Origin of the sequence: Vibrio sp. Isolate32, from assembly GCF_022397955.1 — a bacterium.
Lineage (GTDB): Bacteria > Pseudomonadota > Gammaproteobacteria > Enterobacterales > Vibrionaceae > Vibrio.
Genome location: NZ_JAKEUQ010000005.1, coordinates 45,679 through 65,081 on the forward strand (window position 1 = coordinate 45,679; position 19,403 = coordinate 65,081).

Consider the following 19,403-nt stretch of genomic DNA (forward strand, 5'->3'; position numbering starts at 1 on the left):
TAAGAAAGTTTCCTAAATGGCACCCTCGGGTGCCATTTTTTATTGCTTTCATTTAATGCCTCGCTATCCTTGCAGCATCACTTTCTTATCTCGGTATTGCTGTGAACATCACGATTGTTGGACCTGGAGCAATTGGCGCTTTATGGGCGATAAAACTGCTTCAAGCTGGTCATAATGTCTCTTTATGGAGTCGCTCTTCTGGCCCCTCTGCTGACTTATCTCTTGACGAACAAACTTCGATTGCCTTCAGTAATAACAATATCGAAAAGCTATCAGCGAGTGATTTAGTAATCGTCACGGTTAAGGCTTGGCAAGTAGAAGAAGCCACCACTCCGTTACTTCAATATCTCGACCCCGATACGATCCTGATGTTCATGCATAACGGAATGGGCGCGGTCGACAACATTGCCACTAAAATTAATGCTCACCCGATAGTATTGGCAACCACCACCCAAGCCGCATTCAAGCCCGACAAGAATAATGTTTGTCATACAGGGTTAGGACAAACTCAACTGGGTGCTTTTAATCAAACAGGTCAGCAGTGCACGTTTTTAGTTGATGTATTGGATAATGCTCTCCCCGCGGTGAGTTGGAACCCAAAGATAAAAGCCGCACTATGGACTAAGCTCGCCATCAACTGTGCTATCAACCCACTGACTGGGTTGAAACAAGTCAAGAATGGCGAACTTGCAGACCAAAAGTTTGGGGATACTTTAAGCTCTATCGTTGAAGAGCTCACAAAAGTTATGCAAGCCGAAGAGATCGCTTGTTCATTCGACGAATTAGAAGCCAGCGTCAAACAGGTAATCCAAGCCACAGCGCAGAACAACTCATCCATGAAGCAGGATATGTTTTACCAACGCAAGACAGAGATCGACTTCATCACTGGGCACCTAATAAAAACAGCGCTTAAGCATCAGATAAAAGTTCCCGTTAACCAAAAGCTGTTCGATCAGGTCAAAGAGCAAGAAAATAGCTGGAATCATCAAGATTAATCAGCAACGGTTAACAAGTCGCGATAAAATAACAATACCACTAAGCACAACGCTAGCACCAATTTCCAAGATTTTAGGTAAGAATAGATGTTTAATATCAATCACATCCGAGAGCAGTTTCCTGCGCTATCACAAACCATCAATCAACAACCATTGATTTACTTAGACAGCGCAGCAACAACACAAAAACCTCAGGTAGTTATTGATGCCATTAGCCAATATTACTCCAAACAAAATGCCAATGTTCACCGTGGTAGTCATAGCTTAACAGCGAATGCGACCAGTCAGTTTGAAGCTGCTAGAGATAAGGTCGCTCAGTTCATTGGCGCAGCCTCATCAAAAGAGATCATCTGGACTCGTGGTGCCACCGAAGCACTCAATTTAATTGCTCAAACTTACGCAAGAAGTACCCTTCAACCTGGCGATGAGATCTTAGTGAGTGAAATGGAACATCACGCCAACATAGTGCCTTGGCAAATTGTTGCAGAACAAACCGGCGCTAAAGTCGTTAAAGTACCAATGACATCGGATTGCGAATTTGACCTCACTGCATTTGATGTACTTTTAAATGAACAAACCAAAATTGTTGCATTAGCTCAAATAACCAACGTAACAGGTTCTCGTCAGCCGATTGAAGCCGTCATCGAGAAAGCACACAAAATGAATGCAATTGTGGTAGTCGATGGTGCGCAAGGGATCGTTCATGAGCCTATTGATGTTGCTGCTTTAAGCGCTGATTTCTACGTTTTCTCAGGCCATAAACTCTATGCTCCCGCGGGCATTGGTGTACTTTACGGCAAGCTTGAATTACTAGAAGCGATGCCACCATGGCACGGTGGAGGCAAGATGGTTGAGCGAGTATCATTTTCTGGTACCACTTTTTCAGAGTTACCGGGCAAGTTCGAAGCTGGCACACCCAATGTCGCTGGGGCTATTGCTTTAAGTACCGCAATAGAGTGGTTGCATCAGTTTGATCAACAAGATGTCGAACAACACATCCACCAGCTACAACAGAAAACCTACCAAGCACTCAATCAATTGGATGACATCCAAATCCTTGGCTACAAACCAAACTCAAGTGTGATTACTTTTGTGATGGATAGCGTTCACCACCAAGACATTGCTACGCTGTTGGATCAGCAAGGTATCGCGGTACGTGCAGGGCACCACTGTGCTCACCCATTAATGGATGCACTTGGAGTGAAAGGAACAGTTCGAATTTCATTTGGCATTTACAACAACATGGATGATGTTGAAAGGCTCGTAGTAGCAATAGAAAAAGCCGTTGATATGCTTTAGGGAACAGCCAAGTAGCTAAATTATTTAGGGTTGACGTTTAGCGTCAACCCTTTTTGTTTCTGTATATCTAAGAGATGTTAAGCACTGAACTCTTGGATTTGAGCAACAATCGCTTTTAATCCATTACCGCGAGATGGGCTTAGGTGGGTGATTAGACCTATTTTTTCGAAGTAGCTATCAATATCGAATGCTTGTACCTGCTCTGATGTTTTACCGTCATATGCCGCCATGACTAACGCAATAAGTCCGCGTACAATACGTGCGTCTGAATCGGCGCAAAAGTACCAAACACCATCGATGTTCTGCGAAACTAACCACACTTGGCTCTCACAACCAGATACCATAACCTGCTCACTTTTCAGTTCATCAGGCATTACTGGCAGTTTCTTACCCCATTGAATCACTTGGCGATAACGGTCTTCCCAGCCGCTGAATGTCTGCATCTTCGCAACAATATCATCACTGGTAATTTCAGTGCCGTATGGAGAGCTTGGGAATGTGGTCATTTTAATATCCAGTCGATTGTTAATTGAATAGTAGACGTTACTTAGCGTGCTTTTGAATCAGCTTTTCGACGATACGTGAAACAGCCACAAAGCCAAACGTCGCGGTTACAACCGTTGCCGCACCAAAGCCCGTTGCACAATCCATGCGCTTTGGACCTTCAGCTGTTGCTTTCGCAGCACATACACTGCCGTCAGCTTGAGGGTATTTCAGCTGTTCAGTTGAGAACACACAGTCGATACCAAACTTACGCGCTGGATTCTTAGGGAAATTATGATGACGACGAAGGGTATCTTTTAGCTTCTTCGCTAGCGGATCTTGAATCGTCTTGGTCAAATCGGCCACTTTGATTTGAGTCGGATCGATTTGACCACCCGCGCCACCGGTAGTGATCACCTTGATTTTGTTGCTACGACAGTACGCCAGCAGTGAAGCCTTCGCTTTCATGCTATCAATCGCATCTAACACAAAGTCGAACTCTTTCGATAGGTATTCAGCCTGATTGTCTGGGCCGATAAAGTCATCAATCAGGTTAACCTTACACTCAGGGTTAATCAGCTTAACACGCTCGGCCATCACTTCGATTTTGCTCTTACCTACCGTGCCCGACATTGCGTGAATCTGACGGTTGATGTTCGTAACACACACATCATCCATATCGATCAATGTCAGCTCACCCACGCCAGTACGTGCAAGCGCTTCAACCGCCCATGAACCGACGCCACCAATACCGATCACACACACATGTGCCGCTCTAAGTATGTCGACTTCACTATTACCATACAGGCGACGAGTGCCACCGAATCGTTGGTCATAGTTTTCTGAAGCTGGAGTGGTCAATTCACGCATTGTTGCCGCCAATTTATTTCTGAGAAAAAGAAAAGAGTGCGTTTTATACGCACTCTTGAATAAAAAGTCTAGGGGATTAGCGATTCGCTTTCAATGCCCTATTTTATTGTCGTTTACTCGACCTTTTCAGGTGGTAAAGCCCACGGTGCTTCAGTCGCACTACCGTCTAAGCCCAATTTCCATACTCGGCCAAAATGCTTGTAGTGACCCGCTTCAGTACCTGCACGTGGCCCCATACCATGGTAAAGATCCAAGTGGTTTTGCTTAACCGCGCCGCCCGTATCTAGGACCAGTAACAATCTTAATTGGTGTGCTCCGCTCCAAGTACCGTCAGCATTTAACAGTGGTACTTCTGCAAGAATCGGCGTTCCCATTGGCAAGATAGAGCGATCACCAGCGACTGCGGCCATTGGTAACAGTGGAATACCTGCGCTCCCCATGACTGATAGGTCGTCTCTTGCTTCAAAGAAAACGAAAGATGGGTTTTGTTCTAACAGCTCTTTAACGACTTCAGGGTCATTCTCCAACACCCACTCTTTAATCGCTTTCAACGACATCTTTTCACGAGGAACCAAGTCTCGCTCGATCAAAACACGACCAATGCTCACGTAAGCTTTGTTGTTTTTTCCTGCGTACGCAAAATACTGCAAGGTATCGTCATCACCAAAGTGCACGAAACCGCTGCCTTGTACTTCCATCATAAATGGATCGATACGGTTCGCCGAGTAACCTAACTCAAGGCCCTGGCCTTCCAATGCGCCGTTGTAGATCTCTTCGCGTGTTGGACACTCTTTGTCACACTCAGGAAGTCCATAAACCGGGAAACGGTATTCTTCACTCGCTTCGTGGCGTAGCTCCATTACAGGAGAAAAGTATCCCGTGAACAAAACATTGCCTTGTTTATCACCACCACCAAGTTGAGCTGTTTGAACGCCAAAGTTAGCGAGCTCGCTTGGATCTCCACTTTGCATCGCCCACTCATTGAGTTGCTGATAAAGCGGCTCATAGATTTTAGCCATCGAAGGGGATTTAGAAACCACCATTTCAGCTTGCTCTGCAAATGCGGTGTAGTCTCTTGGTTTATTGGATTCAACCTGATCGACCTTATTTAAGGTGCGGGGAAATTCGTCATCAAGGTGTTGTTGAGCGAGATCGGTGGGTTGAGCACAGCCAAATAAAACAGAGGCAGCGACAAGGGGAAGCCATTTTTTAATCACAAGAGTCATCCTAAAAATTCTATGCTTTGAGGATGACAAAAACGATCAGATAACACAATCTTAGTTTGTAAGAGTTTACAAGAAGATAACCTATCGGACGGAGTTATCAGTGTGGCCTTTTAAACGAAAGACGGGATTGTAATGACTCTCTGAATCCAGCGTCATTTCTGTGTTGTCAGAATTGGTCATACGAAAGCGGTATGTCTTATCTCCGGCTTTATACTCGAAGTGGTTGCCGTCAAATTCAAAACTGGTCGCGATAATCGAACCAGCGACAGACACTCCATTGGCATTCAACACAAACTCATCTGTCGCATAATGAGCCACATCTTGCTCAACCCAAGTGCCATAAAGCAAATGATTTGGCGTTGCAGCCTCCTGCAAACGAGTGATGACATCACCATAAAGCGATACGACAGCAAACGAACCGACAAGAGCCAGCACCATCAGGCAACGCTCTATGATCTTGCGCTTCAATGGAGATTGATTGCGCTGCTCAGCCTCACTGTAGAGGCCTTTAGTAATCTCATCGATTTTATTCTTTTGTGCTGAAGCTTGTGGCATTCGGTTACTACTCATGAAGATACTGTGCGCATTCTACACTGAGACACTTTATATAATGAAGCCTAGATGAGAATTGTTTGCGCTTTATTCCAAAAAGATGTTGTTTAGATTTGAATTTAAATGCTAAATTATCGAATAAATAAACAAATTGGACTTATTCTGTGAAACTAAGAAGTACAGCGCTAGTAAAAGGCTTTAGACAATCAACCCCCTATGTAAACGCGCACCGTGGCAAAACCATGGTCATAATGCTGGGAGGCGAAGCCGTTGCCGATAAGAACTTTGGTAACATTATTAATGATATAGCCTTACTCCACAGTCTTGGAGTAAAGATTGTTCTCGTTCACGGTGCAAGACCACAGATCAACCAGCTGCTGGCGAAACAAGATTGTCACACACCCTATCATAAAAACATTAGAGTCACCGATGAATATGCTCTGGGTGTGGCTATGCAGGCTGCTGGACAGCTTCAACTGGCCATCACCGCACGCCTTTCAATGAGCTTAAACAACACGCCAATGGCGGGCACTCAACTTAACGTGATGAGTGGCAACTTCATTACAGCACAGCCACTGGGTGTGGATAATGGCACCGACTATTGCCATAGCGGACGTATTCGTCGAATCGATATAGAAGGCATTAATCGCACGCTCGACCAAGGTTCTATCGTGTTACTTGGCCCTATTGCAAGCTCCGTTACTGGCGAAAGCTTTAACCTACTCTCTGAAGAGGTCGCCACCCAAGTTGCGATTCGCCTAAAGGCTGACAAGCTGATTGGCTTTTGCTCCGAACAAGGGGTAACAGATGAAAGCGGCACTGTACTCGCCGAACTCTTCCCTAAAGACGCCAAGCAAATTCTAGAACGCTTAACGGAATCTCAAAAACCTGCCGAAGACATGAGCACAGGAACACTACGTTTCTTGAAAGGTGCGATCTCCGCTTGTCGTGCAGGTGTGCCCCGTTGCCATTTAATCAGCTATAAGGTTGATGGTGCGCTGATCCAAGAGCTGTTCTCTTTCGATGGAATTGGAACTCAAGTAGTGATGGCGAGTGCCGAGCAAGTAAGACAAGCTCAAATCGATGATATTGGCGGCATCTTTGATCTTATTCGTCCATTGGAAGAGCAAGGCATCTTAGTACGTCGCTCAAGAGAGCAACTCGAACAAGAGATCCATCGCTTTACCATTATTGAAAAAGATGGGCTGATTATCGGCTGCGCAGCGCTTTACGCATACCCGGAAGATCATATGGCGGAGATGGCGTGCGTGGCTATTCATCCTGATTATCGTGATGGAAACCGTGGGCAAATATTACTGGACTATATGCGTCATCAATCGAAGTCTCGTGATATCGACCAAATTTTCGTTTTAACCACACATAGCCTGCATTGGTTTCGTGAACAAGGGTTTTACGAGATCGGAGTTGATGAGCTACCGATGGAAAAACAGGGGCTATACAACTACCAACGCAACTCAAAGATCTTAGCGTTAAATGTGTAAATTAAGTTTTCGACTGAAATCTCACTTCAAAAGAAAAATAATTGCAAATGTAATCGTTTTCTATATGAGATTTATTAGGTATGCACTTTAACTCACAAGTAAATTTGTATAGAATTTGGTCGCCTTAACAAAATAACAAATGTTTTTATTGGAATTACCATCTCGGTTGTCATATCACATGCATTGAGGTGGTCACTGCACGGATTGCTATACCCGTTGACGGTCAGCACGCTAACATTAGCTCTGCTCGTTAATATAAACAGCAAAAAGAGCAACATTGATATGAGAACCATTGTTTGTAACTCGCTGCAAAGTTTTTGGGATATGGCTGATAACCAATTCTTAGAAGGGCTAGACGTACATTGCGTGTTCCCTGTGAGCGAAAATCTAAAAGAGTTTATTTTGAATTGCCAAGCAAAATACAAGATAAACCACATATCGTTTACTCGAGCGTTTTTAGGCACTGATTCCTAGCACGCTCAAAGCAACCAGGGATGGTTGCTTTGTACATATACCTCAGTTATTTCTAATGAGTTAAGCGACTTCCTAAACCACTCACTCGTTCTGTTTTCACCTTAATTCCACGCTTCAATACATTCGTATCACTGAATATCATCAGTCGTTTCTTCGCACGCGTAATACCTGTGTAGATAAGCTCTCGCGTCAAGATTGGGCTGAAATCTGGCGGCAGGATCATTAAGGTCAAATCAAATTCGCTACCCTGAGATTTGTGAATCGTCATCGCATAAGCGGTTTCATGATCAGGCACTCGGCTTGGTAGCACCGCTTTCACGCTGCCATCGGGCAACTCAAAATAGACCTTCAAGCGAGGAGTTGAGTCTGACTGGTTTGAATCCGCCTCGAGCATACAGATACCAATATCACCATTGTATAACCCCAAGCCATGATCGTTACGCGTTACCATTACTGGTCGCCCGTGATACCACAATTCATCGTTGTGCGGATTCACTAAACGTCTTGCAGCAAGCGCTCTTTCAATACGATGGTTGAAGCCTTTAACACCAAAGTCACCTTCACGAATAGAACACAACAGTCGGCATTGACTGAACAAATCGAGTACAGATTTGGCTCTCGCTTCTTGAGTTTCTAACTCTTCCAATGGCACATTCATTCGGTTCAGATACGCACCATACTCATTGACTAAAGTACGCAGCATCAAGTTATAGCTGTCACTCGATAGAGGATGGTTCTCAATATCGCCAAACCCTTTGGCAAACACTTGGTCTACTTGATTCGCAGACCCGTTATTGATTGCTTTTGCTAACTGCCCGATACCTGAACGCGCATCGAAACGATAACTCTTCTGCAGCATACACAAACTATCAGCAATTGCCGGAGGATTAACAGCTCCTACTTTTGCTTGCTGTGTATTCGCTATCGCATCAAAGCCTGTCATCTCCGCAATCAAGTTGCCTTGCGCACTACTATAACCAGCAGAGTTGAATGAGCAGATATCACCTAACACCGCGCCCGCTTCAACGGAAGCCAGTTGGTCTTTATCACCCAACAAGATAAGCCTTGCATGTTCAGGGAGTGCATCCACCAGCTTATACATCATGGATAAGTCGACCATCGATGCCTCATCCACCACCAAGATATCAAGGTGAAGTGGATTACGTCGGTTGTGTCTAAATTCCGCTCGATTAGGAATCGCGCCGAGTAATCTGTGTAAGGTGCTCGATTCCGTTGGTATGTTGTCCTTCACTTCAGGCGCTAATGGCAGTTGCTCAATCGCTTTGCCAATCGATTCTGTTAAACGTGCCGCCGCTTTACCCGTTGGTGCTACTAGCTTAATCGTTGGTGTTTTTCCTTGGCTTAGTGATTGCTCGACCATCGCCGACAGTAATTTGGTTACCGTGGTCGTTTTACCGGTACCCGGCCCACCAGAGATCACTGCAAAGCGACGACTCAATGCCACCGCTGCCGCCACTTTTTGCCAGTTCAAACATGCAGATAACGGTACCAAACTGTCTAGAACATCTAAGTCCGTCACTTGCTTGGTTTGTACAATCGCTTGGTCGATTGCACCCCAATTCAAAGATTGCTCATCGACGATATCAAGATGATCGCACACCAGCTGTTGGCGTAATACCTGAGACGTTTGTTGGTTTGCTTCAGCCTTGGCTAAAGCGTTAAACAGAAAATGATAACTGCGAGCAAAGAGCTGATTGAGCGTTTCCGTCAGTGCCTTTTTCTGTTCAATGTTGAATTCTACAGGCTTGCTTAAACGGTTTAATGTATCTGCCAGCACAACCTCATAGTTCCAGTAACGCTGTAAGTAGACACGCTGCCCATCAAACATCAGCGGCTTAACACAGTCATTGGTTGTACCTACTAGGTTTGACGATTTAAGTACCGTCACCCAGTCAATGCCTAACAATTTCTGGTTCAACTGCAGTGCCGTTTCACCGTACAAACCGAGTAATTGGGCAAGGTCTGCTGTTTGAGCTTGTATAAGCTGCGTACAAATGTGCCCTTTGCCTAATTCATGACTCACCACCCCAGCAAGAAAACCGATCTCTTGAGAGTGACTCGTGGCTTGCTGGGCAATAAAGCGGGCAAATTGATAATCCAACTGGCGAATCGAACCCTTATCCGCAAGAAACTTGAGTACATCCATAAGTTGCTCAGGAATAAGTGAAACTGGCTTTACTGTGTTCGCGGTATCAATGCTGGTATTAGTAGTCGTTGTTGTCATTATAAAAGCCCCATCTGTCCAGTTTCATCGTCATTCAATTGTGCTGAACGTCTGTCTATCACTTTTCCGTCAATCAATTGATCCATTTCATCAAGTAAAGCCAGCGTTGGGTTCGCGGAGAAAATACCTTGCTGAGATTGGCCGTCCATTCCTCGTAAGAACAAATAGTACACGCCACCAAAATGTTGTTCGTAACTGTAATTGGCAACACGACTACGTAAGAAACGGTGCAACGCCAATGCATAGATCTGATATTGCAAATCATAGCGATGGTCGGCCATCGCCGATTTCAATGCTTCACCATGGTAAACGGCAACATCATCTCCTAAGTGATTCGATTTCCAGTCGAGTACATAGTATTTACCTTGATGCTCGAACACCAAATCGATGAAGCCTTTCAGCATACCTTGCACGGTTTGGAAACCTAGGTCACCCGCTTTAGCCGATAACGGATCATGATATTGAATGGTTTGATTCAGTTCCGATGCGGCCAATACTTCGATCGGTAGTAAGAACTCCATCTCAACCAAGCGTTGTGTTGAATCTTTCTCGCTTAGCTTTAAGCTTTTACCATCCAATGCGGTGTTAAGAACGGTATCGACCAGTTGCTGAAGCACAGGTAACCACTCTAATTCGTATTGCTCAGACTCTAATAAGTGAGTGATTACTTGCGTATTATGTTCGCTGATTGCTGGCTCGGTAAATTCAACCTCCTCAAACAAGGTGTGCAAGAAAGTACCTGGGCGAGCACCACGAGGAAACGTAAAGATAGAGCGTTCAGGTTCAATCAACTCAGACTCATCTTGCTCATCAGCCGAGTCAATATCAAAGCCAGACACCTCAATAGTCGCGTCATGGCTCGCACCGTGACTGCCTTGCTTTACAAGCCCCGAGTAACTGGTAATACGCCAAGCTCGGTCAATTGAAGCCTTGAGTTCATTGGCCTGTAAGTTGTCACTCACTTGCTCTGTTTGCACAAAAATTTGTTCGTGAGCGGTCGGCGTTTCAGACAGTAATACGCTTGAATTCTTACTCTCAATTGCTGACAGAGCTTGATGTAACTCGGCAATGCCTTGCTCTTGTCCGTTTTGAACCAAATAGCCCATGGCACTCAAGTGAACGCCAGTTGGTTCTTTGGTTGAACGCCCTTTACGCAGCGGTGCCATGCCAATGAAACATCCATAAACAGCACGAGTCAGCGCCACGTAAATCAAACGTAGGTCTTCCGCCAGTCGCTCTTTGTCGGCTTGTGCTAAGGCACTGTCGCTGCCAGTAATGTCCAGTACTGTGGTATCTGAATCATGATCGTAGAACTTGCCTTCGCTCGCTTCTCGGTAACTCGCAACAAATGGCAGAAATACTAAGTCATATTCCAAACCTTTCGACTTGTGAATAGTAACGATTTGAACCAAGTTTCTCTCTGATTCAAGACGCTGAATGTCATCTTCACTGCCGCCTAAACCATTTTGAGCATCGGAAATTGCTTCTGCTAGCCAACGTAACAAGCCGTAGTCGCTGTCGAGTTCCTGCCTTGCCTGCTGCAGCAATTCGCCAATGTGCATCAAATCAGTCAGTGAGCGCTCACCATTTTCTTCTTCCAGTAAGCGTTCCGCGAGATGTCGTTTGCTGATCACACTGCGCAGCATTGGTAGCACGCCACGCTGTAGCCACAACTTACGATACTCACGAAATTCGTTAACGACGTTTTCCCACACCACTTCATCGTTGTTGAGTTCATCCAATGAAGCCGCATCCATAGCAAACAACTCGGAGGCCAAACTCGCGCGCAATGCACGATCGTTTTCAGGTGTCAGCACCGCTTGCAATAGGCGTTGAATATCTTGTGCGACCAAGTTGGTGAACACACTATCTCTGTTAGACAAATACACGCTCGCGATGCCTTGTTCCGACAACGCATTTTTAATCAGACGCCCTTCACTACCGGTTCGAACCAAGACAGCAATATCACCCGCATTCACGGCATGTTGTTTTTTGCCGTTATCAAAATAGGCTTGCTGATTTTGAGAAGCGGTCAGAATGGTTTGAATTTGACTCGCTGTCGCCTCGGCCATTGCCTTGTGATATTCGCCTTTTGGTAATGGCTTGTCTTCAGCCTCTTGCAGCCAAAAGGTAAGTGCGCGCTGAGTTTCACCATTCATCACCCATTGGCGTTTGTCGGCCGATGGACTGGCTGCAACAGGCAGGAATGGAATGTCTTGGTCATAGATAAACGGGCTATCCGAGTTCATAAACACTTGGTTTACTGCGCTAACCATATCAGCACTCGAACGCCAGTTGGTGCCTAAGGTGTAGTGAGCACTAACTTGGTTTCTCGCCTTGATATAGGTAAAGATATCTGCGCCACGGAAGCCATAGATAGCCTGCTTCGGGTCACCGATCATAAACAAACCACACTGCGGGCTATCGAGATAGATTCGGCTAAAAATACTGTATTGCAGCGGATCGGTATCTTGGAATTCATCGATCATCGCCACCGGGTAGAGCGTACGAATTCTCTCCACCAGCAGTGATTGCTCATCGACATCAATAGACGCAGATAACTGAGTCAGCAAATCATCAAACGATAACCATTGCTTCTGCTGTTTCGCCTTGGCGAGCATAGTTCGACAATGAGTAATCGCATGCGCCAATAACGGAGCTTTCAGATCTGAAGGAGAGTCTAAGAAGTTCTCAATAGCCTCAAATACCGCGTGTTGAGGCGCACTACCTTTTGGTGTTTTTTCAATTAACGTTGCTTGTGAGAACTTCTCTAATTTATCAGGAAACTGGTAATCATGAGTGTCGCTCTGCGCCCATGCTGTTACCGCTTCTAACCAAGTCGGCAGAGATTTCTTGGTGTAGCTGCGTTTGTTCACATCTGAACCTGAAATCAAAGCCAAAAAGTCCGCTTCGGATTCACACCACAGCGCTTTAAGTTGCTTTACTTTATCTAGGTTTTGGTTGTGCAGTGTTTGCAAATCCCCCGACATCGCATCGACGGTTAGCTTCAATGGAGAGCCCGTCAGATAACGATTGACGTCTGCTAATAATGCAGCCGGTGAACCCCAGATATTACGAACCTCACCAACCAGTTGAATCGGCAGCGGATAAAACTGCTTACGCCAATAGTCGGCTACCACTTGCGCCTTAAGATGGCTTTCATCAGTCACAAATTCATTATCAAATCGGCTACCAGACTCGAAGGCATTTTGAGTCAACATTCGCTGACAGAAGCCGTGAATGGTGTACACCGCCGCTTCGTCCATTTGCCTTTCGGCATTGAGCAGTGTTTTCGCAGCGCCAGCATGGTCTTCGATCTCTTGCAGCAAAGGAGCAATCACTGGGTCGTCACTTTGCCCGCGAGAAAACGCAATGCGAGCATCATGAATTCGAGCACGGATACGGTCACGCAGCTCTGCGGTTGCCGCTTCGGTAAAGGTCACTACCAGAATTTGGTCTACGGTCAACGGTTCATGGTGTCGGGTAGCTTCCGCGAGTTCACCTTGCGGTGCAGCCGTGCCGTGCCCAAGCAATAGGCGTAAGTACAAGCCAGCGATGGTAAATGTTTTACCTGTACCCGCCGATGCTTCAATTAAACGCGCGCCATGAAGTGGAAACGTCATGGTGTTGAGTGTCTGTGGAGCAATTACCTGAACACTGCTTGTGGTCGTCATGCCTTACTGCCTTCTGATAAATATGTTGTTACAAATGTGACCTAGCGTGGAAAACGTCATTCAATTTACGTCCTACGCTGATTTGTTAATAGTTAGTGCGATCTCTCTCACGGATCAATTCGGATCGCCTCGCTACTATGCGCCCACGAGTTCAGGAGCGCGATTCGAGTTTTATACTCATTGCCTACTTAGAACCACAGAATAATGGTCCCTCTGACCTGTGGCCGTACAGCGAACGCCCTACACTAATAATGATTTACTGGCGGCCACTTTATTTCCTGTACCTTGCTTCTCTTCCCTTGATTCCTTTCACACTGAAAGCAAGCACCCCAAATGCTTACCAGCGACTCTATTTCGTCTTTCATTAAGTCAGCGCATACGCTACTGATCTTGTCGATCACAGCCACTTACTCCTGATCTTCCAGATCGGCAGCAGCCAACCTTACCGCCTGTAACACAAGTGTTGAATACATACGCGACTCAGCAGCCAGCTCATCGTCCCACTTAGGCCAAATACGCGAGATATAGGTATCTCGACCCTCGCCCGTGAAAGCGAAGCTGTCATTAAAAGTATCGGCCATTTTCTTGAGAGACTTCTCTTCATCATCGACCCATTTACCACGGCTAAAACCCGCTTCAACGCCGGCCAAGGCGGTTTTCGGGAAATACGGCAATGGTGCAGTCATGCCTTGATAAAACAGTCGTACTAACTCAGCCAATAGACCCCTCGCCTGCTGCACATCGCCGATAGGTTGTAGCGTTTGGTGCACCACACCTTCTTTTCTGTCGTAGCCAATAATATGAGTCGTTTTGCCGTGCCCCATCACCGCGCAACACAAGTGATCAATCCACGCAGCCAAGTAATCTTGCGAACGAATTTTACCGCTACGGAAGCGTACTAAGCCCGATTGATAATTTTGAGTCAGCCAACCCATCAAACGAACCGGCTTGCCCTCGCCTAGCACGTCAAATTCAATATTTACCTCGAGATCTTGTTGTGGCTGCCCACTTACAAATCGAATCTCTTTGGCTAAATCTTCCGCTTGAACACGGTTGGTTTCAAACTCGATATCACCAAAAGCACCAACCGGTAAGCGACCTTGTGCCTTTTGTTCAGAAACAAACAAGCGAACCGCTTCATCTGCCCCTTCTGGGTAATCGAGTAGTACTTGGAGCAAAGCATCTTTAAGCTGGAAGCTCTCTAAGCCATTAAGCACGAATGGCTCGTCGTCTTCCATTACCGGAAGCGGTGGCTCAAACACTACCTTTAAGCGTCGATTAAAGAAGTATTGCACTGGCAAGCGCCAGAAACGCTGTAGCTCAACCAGATCGAGCTCCAATGGATAAGTCGCACCAAGCAAATAGTCATCCAAGGCACGATTGAATTCGCCACTGCGCTCACCAGAACGGTTAGCCGCAGGAAGCCATTCTTTGGCGTAGCTCAATACATGGCTTTCATCACCTTGTGTAAAAGCTGCCGGGCTGAACGGAGTCATGGTGTGCTCAAAGCTGATCGCTTGAGTCAGCTTGATACCAGAATTATCACTTGGTAGCGCTTGATCGTCACTTAGGCAGTAGTTCTGCTGGCAGTACTCAATCAATTCTGAAACCAATACCGACGGCACTCGCTCAGTATTATCTTGAATCGAGCGGCCGACATAACTGATGTACAAACACTCTTGCGCCGACAACATCGCCTCTAAGAAAAGATAGCGGTCATCATCTCGACGAGAACGATCACCAGGTCGAGTACGTCCGTTCATCAAATCAAACCCTTCTGGTGGCATTGAGCGAGGGTAAACCCCATCATTCATGCCTAATAGACAAACAGTTTTGAACGGGATAGAACGCATCGGCATCAGAGTACAGAAGTTCACTTGCCCCGCTAAGAAACGCTGACTGATACGCGCGCCTGACAGTTTATTGTTTAAGTACTGATAGATGATGCTTGGCGATAGCTCTTGCTCGTACAAGGCATCATCAAGCTGTTCATTCAGTTGAGAAAGTGCATCACGAATCGACTTAAGCACCACCTCGCCTTCTAGCTCAACGGCGAAGAAATCATCAATCATTTGCAGCAAGGTTTCACGCCACATATCGATGGATTGTGTCTTAGCAAGACGTTGACGGTAATGGGCAATACGATCAATAAAGTGCGCTAACTTACCCACAAGTTCGGCGTTAATGCCTTGAACTTCGTTATAAGCTGCAATTGGAGAATGTTCAGTTTCAAACAAACCTACAGAATCCGACATCGCGTAGCCCAGTAGCATGCGCTGAATACCAAACAGCCAGGTATTTTGCTCCGTGGCAGGCAAATCAAACTCGGTTGCGGTAGAAGAATCGACCCCCCAACGGATACCCGCTTCTTCAACCCACTGCTTAGCTTGCTCAAATTGAAATTCATCAATACCAAAGCGTGCCATCATCGCTGGGATTTCTAGTAGCTCTAGAAGTTCAGAAGCTAAGCAGCGCGTGTTTGGTAGCGCGACCAACTGCATGAATGCGGTCAGAATAGGGCTCTCTTGGTCTGCCGTTCGATCCGAGATCGAGTAAGGGATATAACGCTCACCCGGAGCATTACCAAATACCGCCTGAATCGCAGGGCTGTAAGCATTGATGTCTGCCACCATCACGATGATGTCGCGTGGCTTTAATGTTGGGTCAGCGTCAAACATTGCTAACAGCTGATCATGAAGAACTTCAACCTCACGCATTGGGCTGTGGCAAGCATGTACCGTCAATGAACGATCGCCCAGCTCAACCACTTGTTTGTGGTTACTGGAGTCTAAGATGTGATCGTCTTGGTGCTCTTCTAACTCAAGAATGTCGGCTTGCAGCTGATGCAGCAGGCTATCTCTCTCGACATCAATAAAGAATTCATGCTCTTCGCTGTCTGATTGAGACAGCAAGAACAAATTGTCTCTGCCTAACTTCCCCATAGACGCGAGTAAGCTATTGCCGACTGCTTGGCTGGTATGCAGCTCATCTTCGATATTGGCTTCAATACCATCTTTCAGTGGCGAGACTTCGCCTTCTAGCTGAGGTGAGCCATCAACCAGGGCAAACTGCTTACGACGCTGCGCTTCTACTCTTGCCAAGTATTTACGGTCGCGGATGTCGCCCCAGTAATGTTGGCAAGGGTTGGTAAACATCAGGTGGACATCTATCTGTTCGCCAAGCGCTTTCAAAGCATCCATGTAACGAGGAGGCAGTGACGAAATACCAAACACAAACAGGCGTTTCGGCAGGTGTTGTAATTGCCCTTGTTGATTAGCTAACGCTTCAATGAAGTCGTGATACAGGTTACCACGGTGATATTTTGATTGGCCTTGAGACAGTGTTTGCTCGTAGAGTGCCTTCCACAAAATTGGCTGCCAAGGGTGCTCTTGTTGCCCTTCACTATCAACCAATTCTGCAACGGGCTCGCCTGCTTCCCACATCGCCATCCACTCAGGTCTATACACCAAGTAGCCATCGAAAATATCGGCAATTTTCTCGGCTAATTGATACAACTTAGAGCTGTCTTCATCATTTTCAAGATAGCGCTGTAGGGGTAAGAAATCAGGGTGGTCAAGTTTCGCAGGTAGCAAACTCATTAGCTTCCACGTCATCGCCTCTTTATTAAAAGCACTGCGTTTCGGTACATCAGGAAGCACCTGGGTGAACATATCCCAAATGAAAGTGGCTGGAAGAGGAAAATCAATATTTGCTGCTACACCAAACTCTTTGGCGAGTTCCATCTTAAGCCATTGAGACATACCCGGGCTCTGAACCAAGATCTGCTCTTTTTCGAAGGGATTGGCTAAAGGGTCACTTTTGATCAAGTGAACGAGAAGAATTTTTAAAGTATCAACTTTATTGGAATGGTAAACAGTAAACAAAGTGCACTCACGCTAATCTTGCCACAATATACTGCCAGATTAGCATAAGTGCTGAGTTTGGATGAGGAATATAAGCTTATGAAATACCGAAAGCTTAAGGTCCGTTTATCTTTTGAACTATCGACCTTTACAATCTACCGGCTACCGCACCTAAAACACGATGAGGTTTGTAGTTCATGTAGTAACGAACAGCGACATAACCTACCACTAAGGTTGCAACAATCAGCTCTAGATAAGCCAGGTTAAATACTTGGTTAATATAATGCGCCTCGATGCCTTGTGCTTGCATCCACGCAGCCAATTTAAACAAGGCTGTTGCACCAATCACGATTGGGAAAGTAAACGCTGCATAGCCAGGGCTAAATGGTAAACGAAGTAGTTTGAAGAACGCTGCATAGATAATAAACGTCATCAACACCGCAATACCAAATAGTAGACCAATGATCACTGGCGAAGGGCTCGCTGTCACGGTTAGATAACCCGCTAAAGATAGGCTTGCAGGTGCCGCCATAATCGCGATCGTTGGTTTTGCAGCATCTGGCACTTCGTGAGAGAAGATCAAACGGTAAACCATCATTGGTAGCATTACTGCGTAAACCAATAAACCGAATACCAAAGTCGCGTTCGCTACAGGCTCCAAAACTGGATTACCAGAGAAAGAAACGTCTGCCACAATGATACCGATTGGTGGCACAAACCAGCTTGGCACCATGTGGTGAATCTCAAACTGTTTTGCTCTGTGGTACAAAAAGCTCACTAAGAACACAACATGTAAAGCAACCGCCGCTAGCCACATCGCCTCTTGTAAGAATTGAGAAATCGGCGCTAAAGATGCTGATACCACCATGCAGCCCATCGCAAATGTTGGAACCACACTACCCACTACAGGGTGAGCAAGATCTTCACGCAATAGATGACCATGAATCAGAAACTTCACAGCTAAAACAAGAAGTAAGACCGCCGCGATGCCAGCACTGATCCATTGCACTAAACCTGGGGTGTGCAAAATACCTTGTGCGACTAAAACGCCATCCCAACACCAGCCTAAACTTGCAATTGCTAGTGCTAACCCTGCCATGGGTGTTGGAGCTCCTGTTAATCTATATTTAATACGTTGAATCATGTGAGCCTCTCTTGAACTTGATTCACTAAACTTGTGAACTCATCAGCTTGTTGAAGCCATAATACGCTTGCACTTCGTTAAGTAATATCCAATTATATATAACAAGCGTTCACCAATGCTGAACAACTAATTCCACCAGCAGCGTAAAACTAGGAACCTGATGGCTAATATCTCAATCAAACAACTAAAAGTGTTTGTCACCATTACCCAGCATTCGACACTTACCGCCGCATCGGAAGCTCTGTTTCTCTCTAAAGCCGCGGTTAGCATGGCACTCGGTGAAATGGAAAAACAGCTAGGCCATTCTCTATTTGACCGGGTTAACAACCGATTAATTCTCAATCAAGAAGGGCACAAGCTGCTTCCTTTAGCAGATGAGATTCTTCATCGGGCCGCAGGCATCGATGTTCTGTTCCGCGACGACCAGCCATTAAGTGGCAATCTTAAGGTTGGTGCGAGTGACACGATTGGTAATCAGGTTGCGCCTTTTATTTTGTCTGGCTTTCGAGAAAAAACGCAGCACCAAGACCAAAGCTTGTTCATTTCAAACAGTGCCCTGATCTGTCAAAAGTTGGTGGATTATGAACTGGATATCGCGTTAATTGAAGGAAAAACACTTCATCCGGAGTTAATCTCAAGCCAGTTTAGTAGCGATGAGATGTGTATTATCGTTAGTAATCAACACCCTCTGGTAGCAAAAGAGCAAATTGCACTACAAGATCTAGAGAACAGCCACTGGATATTGCGTGAGTCAGGTTCTGGAACCCGTGAGTTTTTCCTACGCGCTGTCGCACCGCGAATCGAGCACTGGTACGAATCATTTGAGCTAAACACCACAGAAGCAATCATCAACTCTGTTTCTGCCGGTCTTGGCTTTGCCTGTTTGTCTCGTTTAGCTGCTCAAAGGGCGATCGATTCAGGCCGAGTAAAAGCGCTTAATGTGCCACTCGATATGAAACGTCGATTCTGGATGCTGGTCCATAAAGACAAATACCAAAGCCCGTTACTGAAATCTTTCATGAGTTATTGTGAAGACTGGGCGACACATCAAGATTGAGGCCGCATAGTGCGGGCTC

Annotated in this window: 13 protein-coding genes; 5 read left to right on the top strand and 8 right to left on the bottom strand. The window is 45.9% G+C overall.

The genetic code is table 11. The features are described from left to right. Positions 1 to 101: 101 nt before the first annotated feature. Positions 102 to 995, top strand: a complete 894-nt coding sequence (panE, locus tag L1D11_RS05475) for a 2-dehydropantoate 2-reductase (RefSeq protein ID WP_239862185.1) — start codon at positions 102 to 104, stop codon at positions 993 to 995. An 87-nt stretch (positions 996 to 1,082) separates the two neighbouring features. Next, positions 1,083 to 2,294 carry a cysteine desulfurase CsdA gene (csdA, locus tag L1D11_RS05480; RefSeq protein ID WP_239862187.1) on the top strand — a complete coding sequence of 404 codons (1,212 nt, stop codon included), beginning with the start codon at positions 1,083 to 1,085 and terminating at the stop codon, positions 2,292 to 2,294. Positions 2,295 to 2,371: 77 nt separating this feature from the next. On the opposite strand, the gene csdE is transcribed toward csdA, so the two are convergent. The 4 genes from csdE to L1D11_RS05500 form a co-directional block, all read right to left on the bottom strand. Beyond that, entirely contained in the window at positions 2,372 to 2,800 is a 429-nt protein-coding gene (gene csdE / locus L1D11_RS05485; protein WP_239862189.1) for a cysteine desulfurase sulfur acceptor subunit CsdE, read from the bottom strand. A 37-nt stretch (positions 2,801 to 2,837) separates the two neighbouring features. Beyond that, complete coding sequence (gene tcdA / locus L1D11_RS05490) at positions 2,838 to 3,647, bottom strand: tRNA cyclic N6-threonylcarbamoyladenosine(37) synthase TcdA (RefSeq protein WP_239832017.1); 810 nt, start codon at positions 3,645 to 3,647, stop codon at positions 2,838 to 2,840. A 113-nt stretch (positions 3,648 to 3,760) separates the two neighbouring features. Continuing rightward, entirely contained in the window at positions 3,761 to 4,873 is a 1,113-nt protein-coding gene (mltA, locus tag L1D11_RS05495) for a murein transglycosylase A (protein ID WP_239862191.1), read from the bottom strand. Positions 4,874 to 4,954: 81 nt separating this feature from the next. Next, positions 4,955 to 5,428, bottom strand: coding sequence for a DUF2850 domain-containing protein (locus L1D11_RS05500; RefSeq protein ID WP_239862287.1), 474 nt, complete (start codon positions 5,426 to 5,428; stop codon positions 4,955 to 4,957). A gap of 161 nt (positions 5,429 to 5,589) precedes the next feature. Between L1D11_RS05500 and argA the strand changes: the two genes are divergently transcribed. Further along, positions 5,590 to 6,927 carry an amino-acid N-acetyltransferase gene (argA, locus tag L1D11_RS05505; RefSeq protein WP_239862192.1) on the top strand — a complete coding sequence of 446 codons (1,338 nt, stop codon included), beginning with the start codon at positions 5,590 to 5,592 and terminating at the stop codon, positions 6,925 to 6,927. 282 nt (positions 6,928 to 7,209) lie between these two features. Continuing rightward, a complete protein-coding gene (locus L1D11_RS05510; RefSeq protein WP_008223046.1) occupies positions 7,210 to 7,401 on the top strand; it encodes a hypothetical protein in 192 nt (63 codons plus the stop codon). Positions 7,402 to 7,453: 52 nt separating this feature from the next. On the opposite strand, the gene recD is transcribed toward L1D11_RS05510, so the two are convergent. The 4 genes from recD to L1D11_RS05530 form a co-directional block, all read right to left on the bottom strand. Then, on the bottom strand, positions 7,454 to 9,646 hold the full coding sequence (gene recD, locus L1D11_RS05515; protein ID WP_239862194.1) for an exodeoxyribonuclease V subunit alpha: 2,193 nt from the start codon (positions 9,644 to 9,646) through the stop codon (positions 7,454 to 7,456). After that, the gene (gene recB / locus L1D11_RS05520) at positions 9,646 to 13,320 is read right to left on the bottom strand and encodes an exodeoxyribonuclease V subunit beta (protein WP_239862196.1); all 3,675 of its coding nucleotides are present in this window, start codon (positions 13,318 to 13,320) and stop codon (positions 9,646 to 9,648) included. Before recB ends, recD begins: the two co-directional genes overlap by 1 nt. A 407-nt stretch (positions 13,321 to 13,727) precedes the next feature. Further along, entirely contained in the window at positions 13,728 to 17,204 is a 3,477-nt protein-coding gene (recC, locus tag L1D11_RS05525; protein ID WP_239862198.1) for an exodeoxyribonuclease V subunit gamma, read from the bottom strand. A 127-nt stretch (positions 17,205 to 17,331) separates the two neighbouring features. Next, on the bottom strand, positions 17,332 to 18,282 hold the full coding sequence (locus L1D11_RS05530; RefSeq protein ID WP_128162692.1) for a TDT family transporter: 951 nt from the start codon (positions 18,280 to 18,282) through the stop codon (positions 17,332 to 17,334). A gap of 205 nt (positions 18,283 to 18,487) precedes the next feature. Here L1D11_RS05530 and L1D11_RS05535 point away from each other — a divergent pair, with 205 nt between their 5' ends. Then, positions 18,488 to 19,384 carry a LysR family transcriptional regulator gene (locus L1D11_RS05535; RefSeq protein WP_008223843.1) on the top strand — a complete coding sequence of 299 codons (897 nt, stop codon included), beginning with the start codon at positions 18,488 to 18,490 and terminating at the stop codon, positions 19,382 to 19,384. Positions 19,385 to 19,403: the final 19 nt, after the last annotated feature.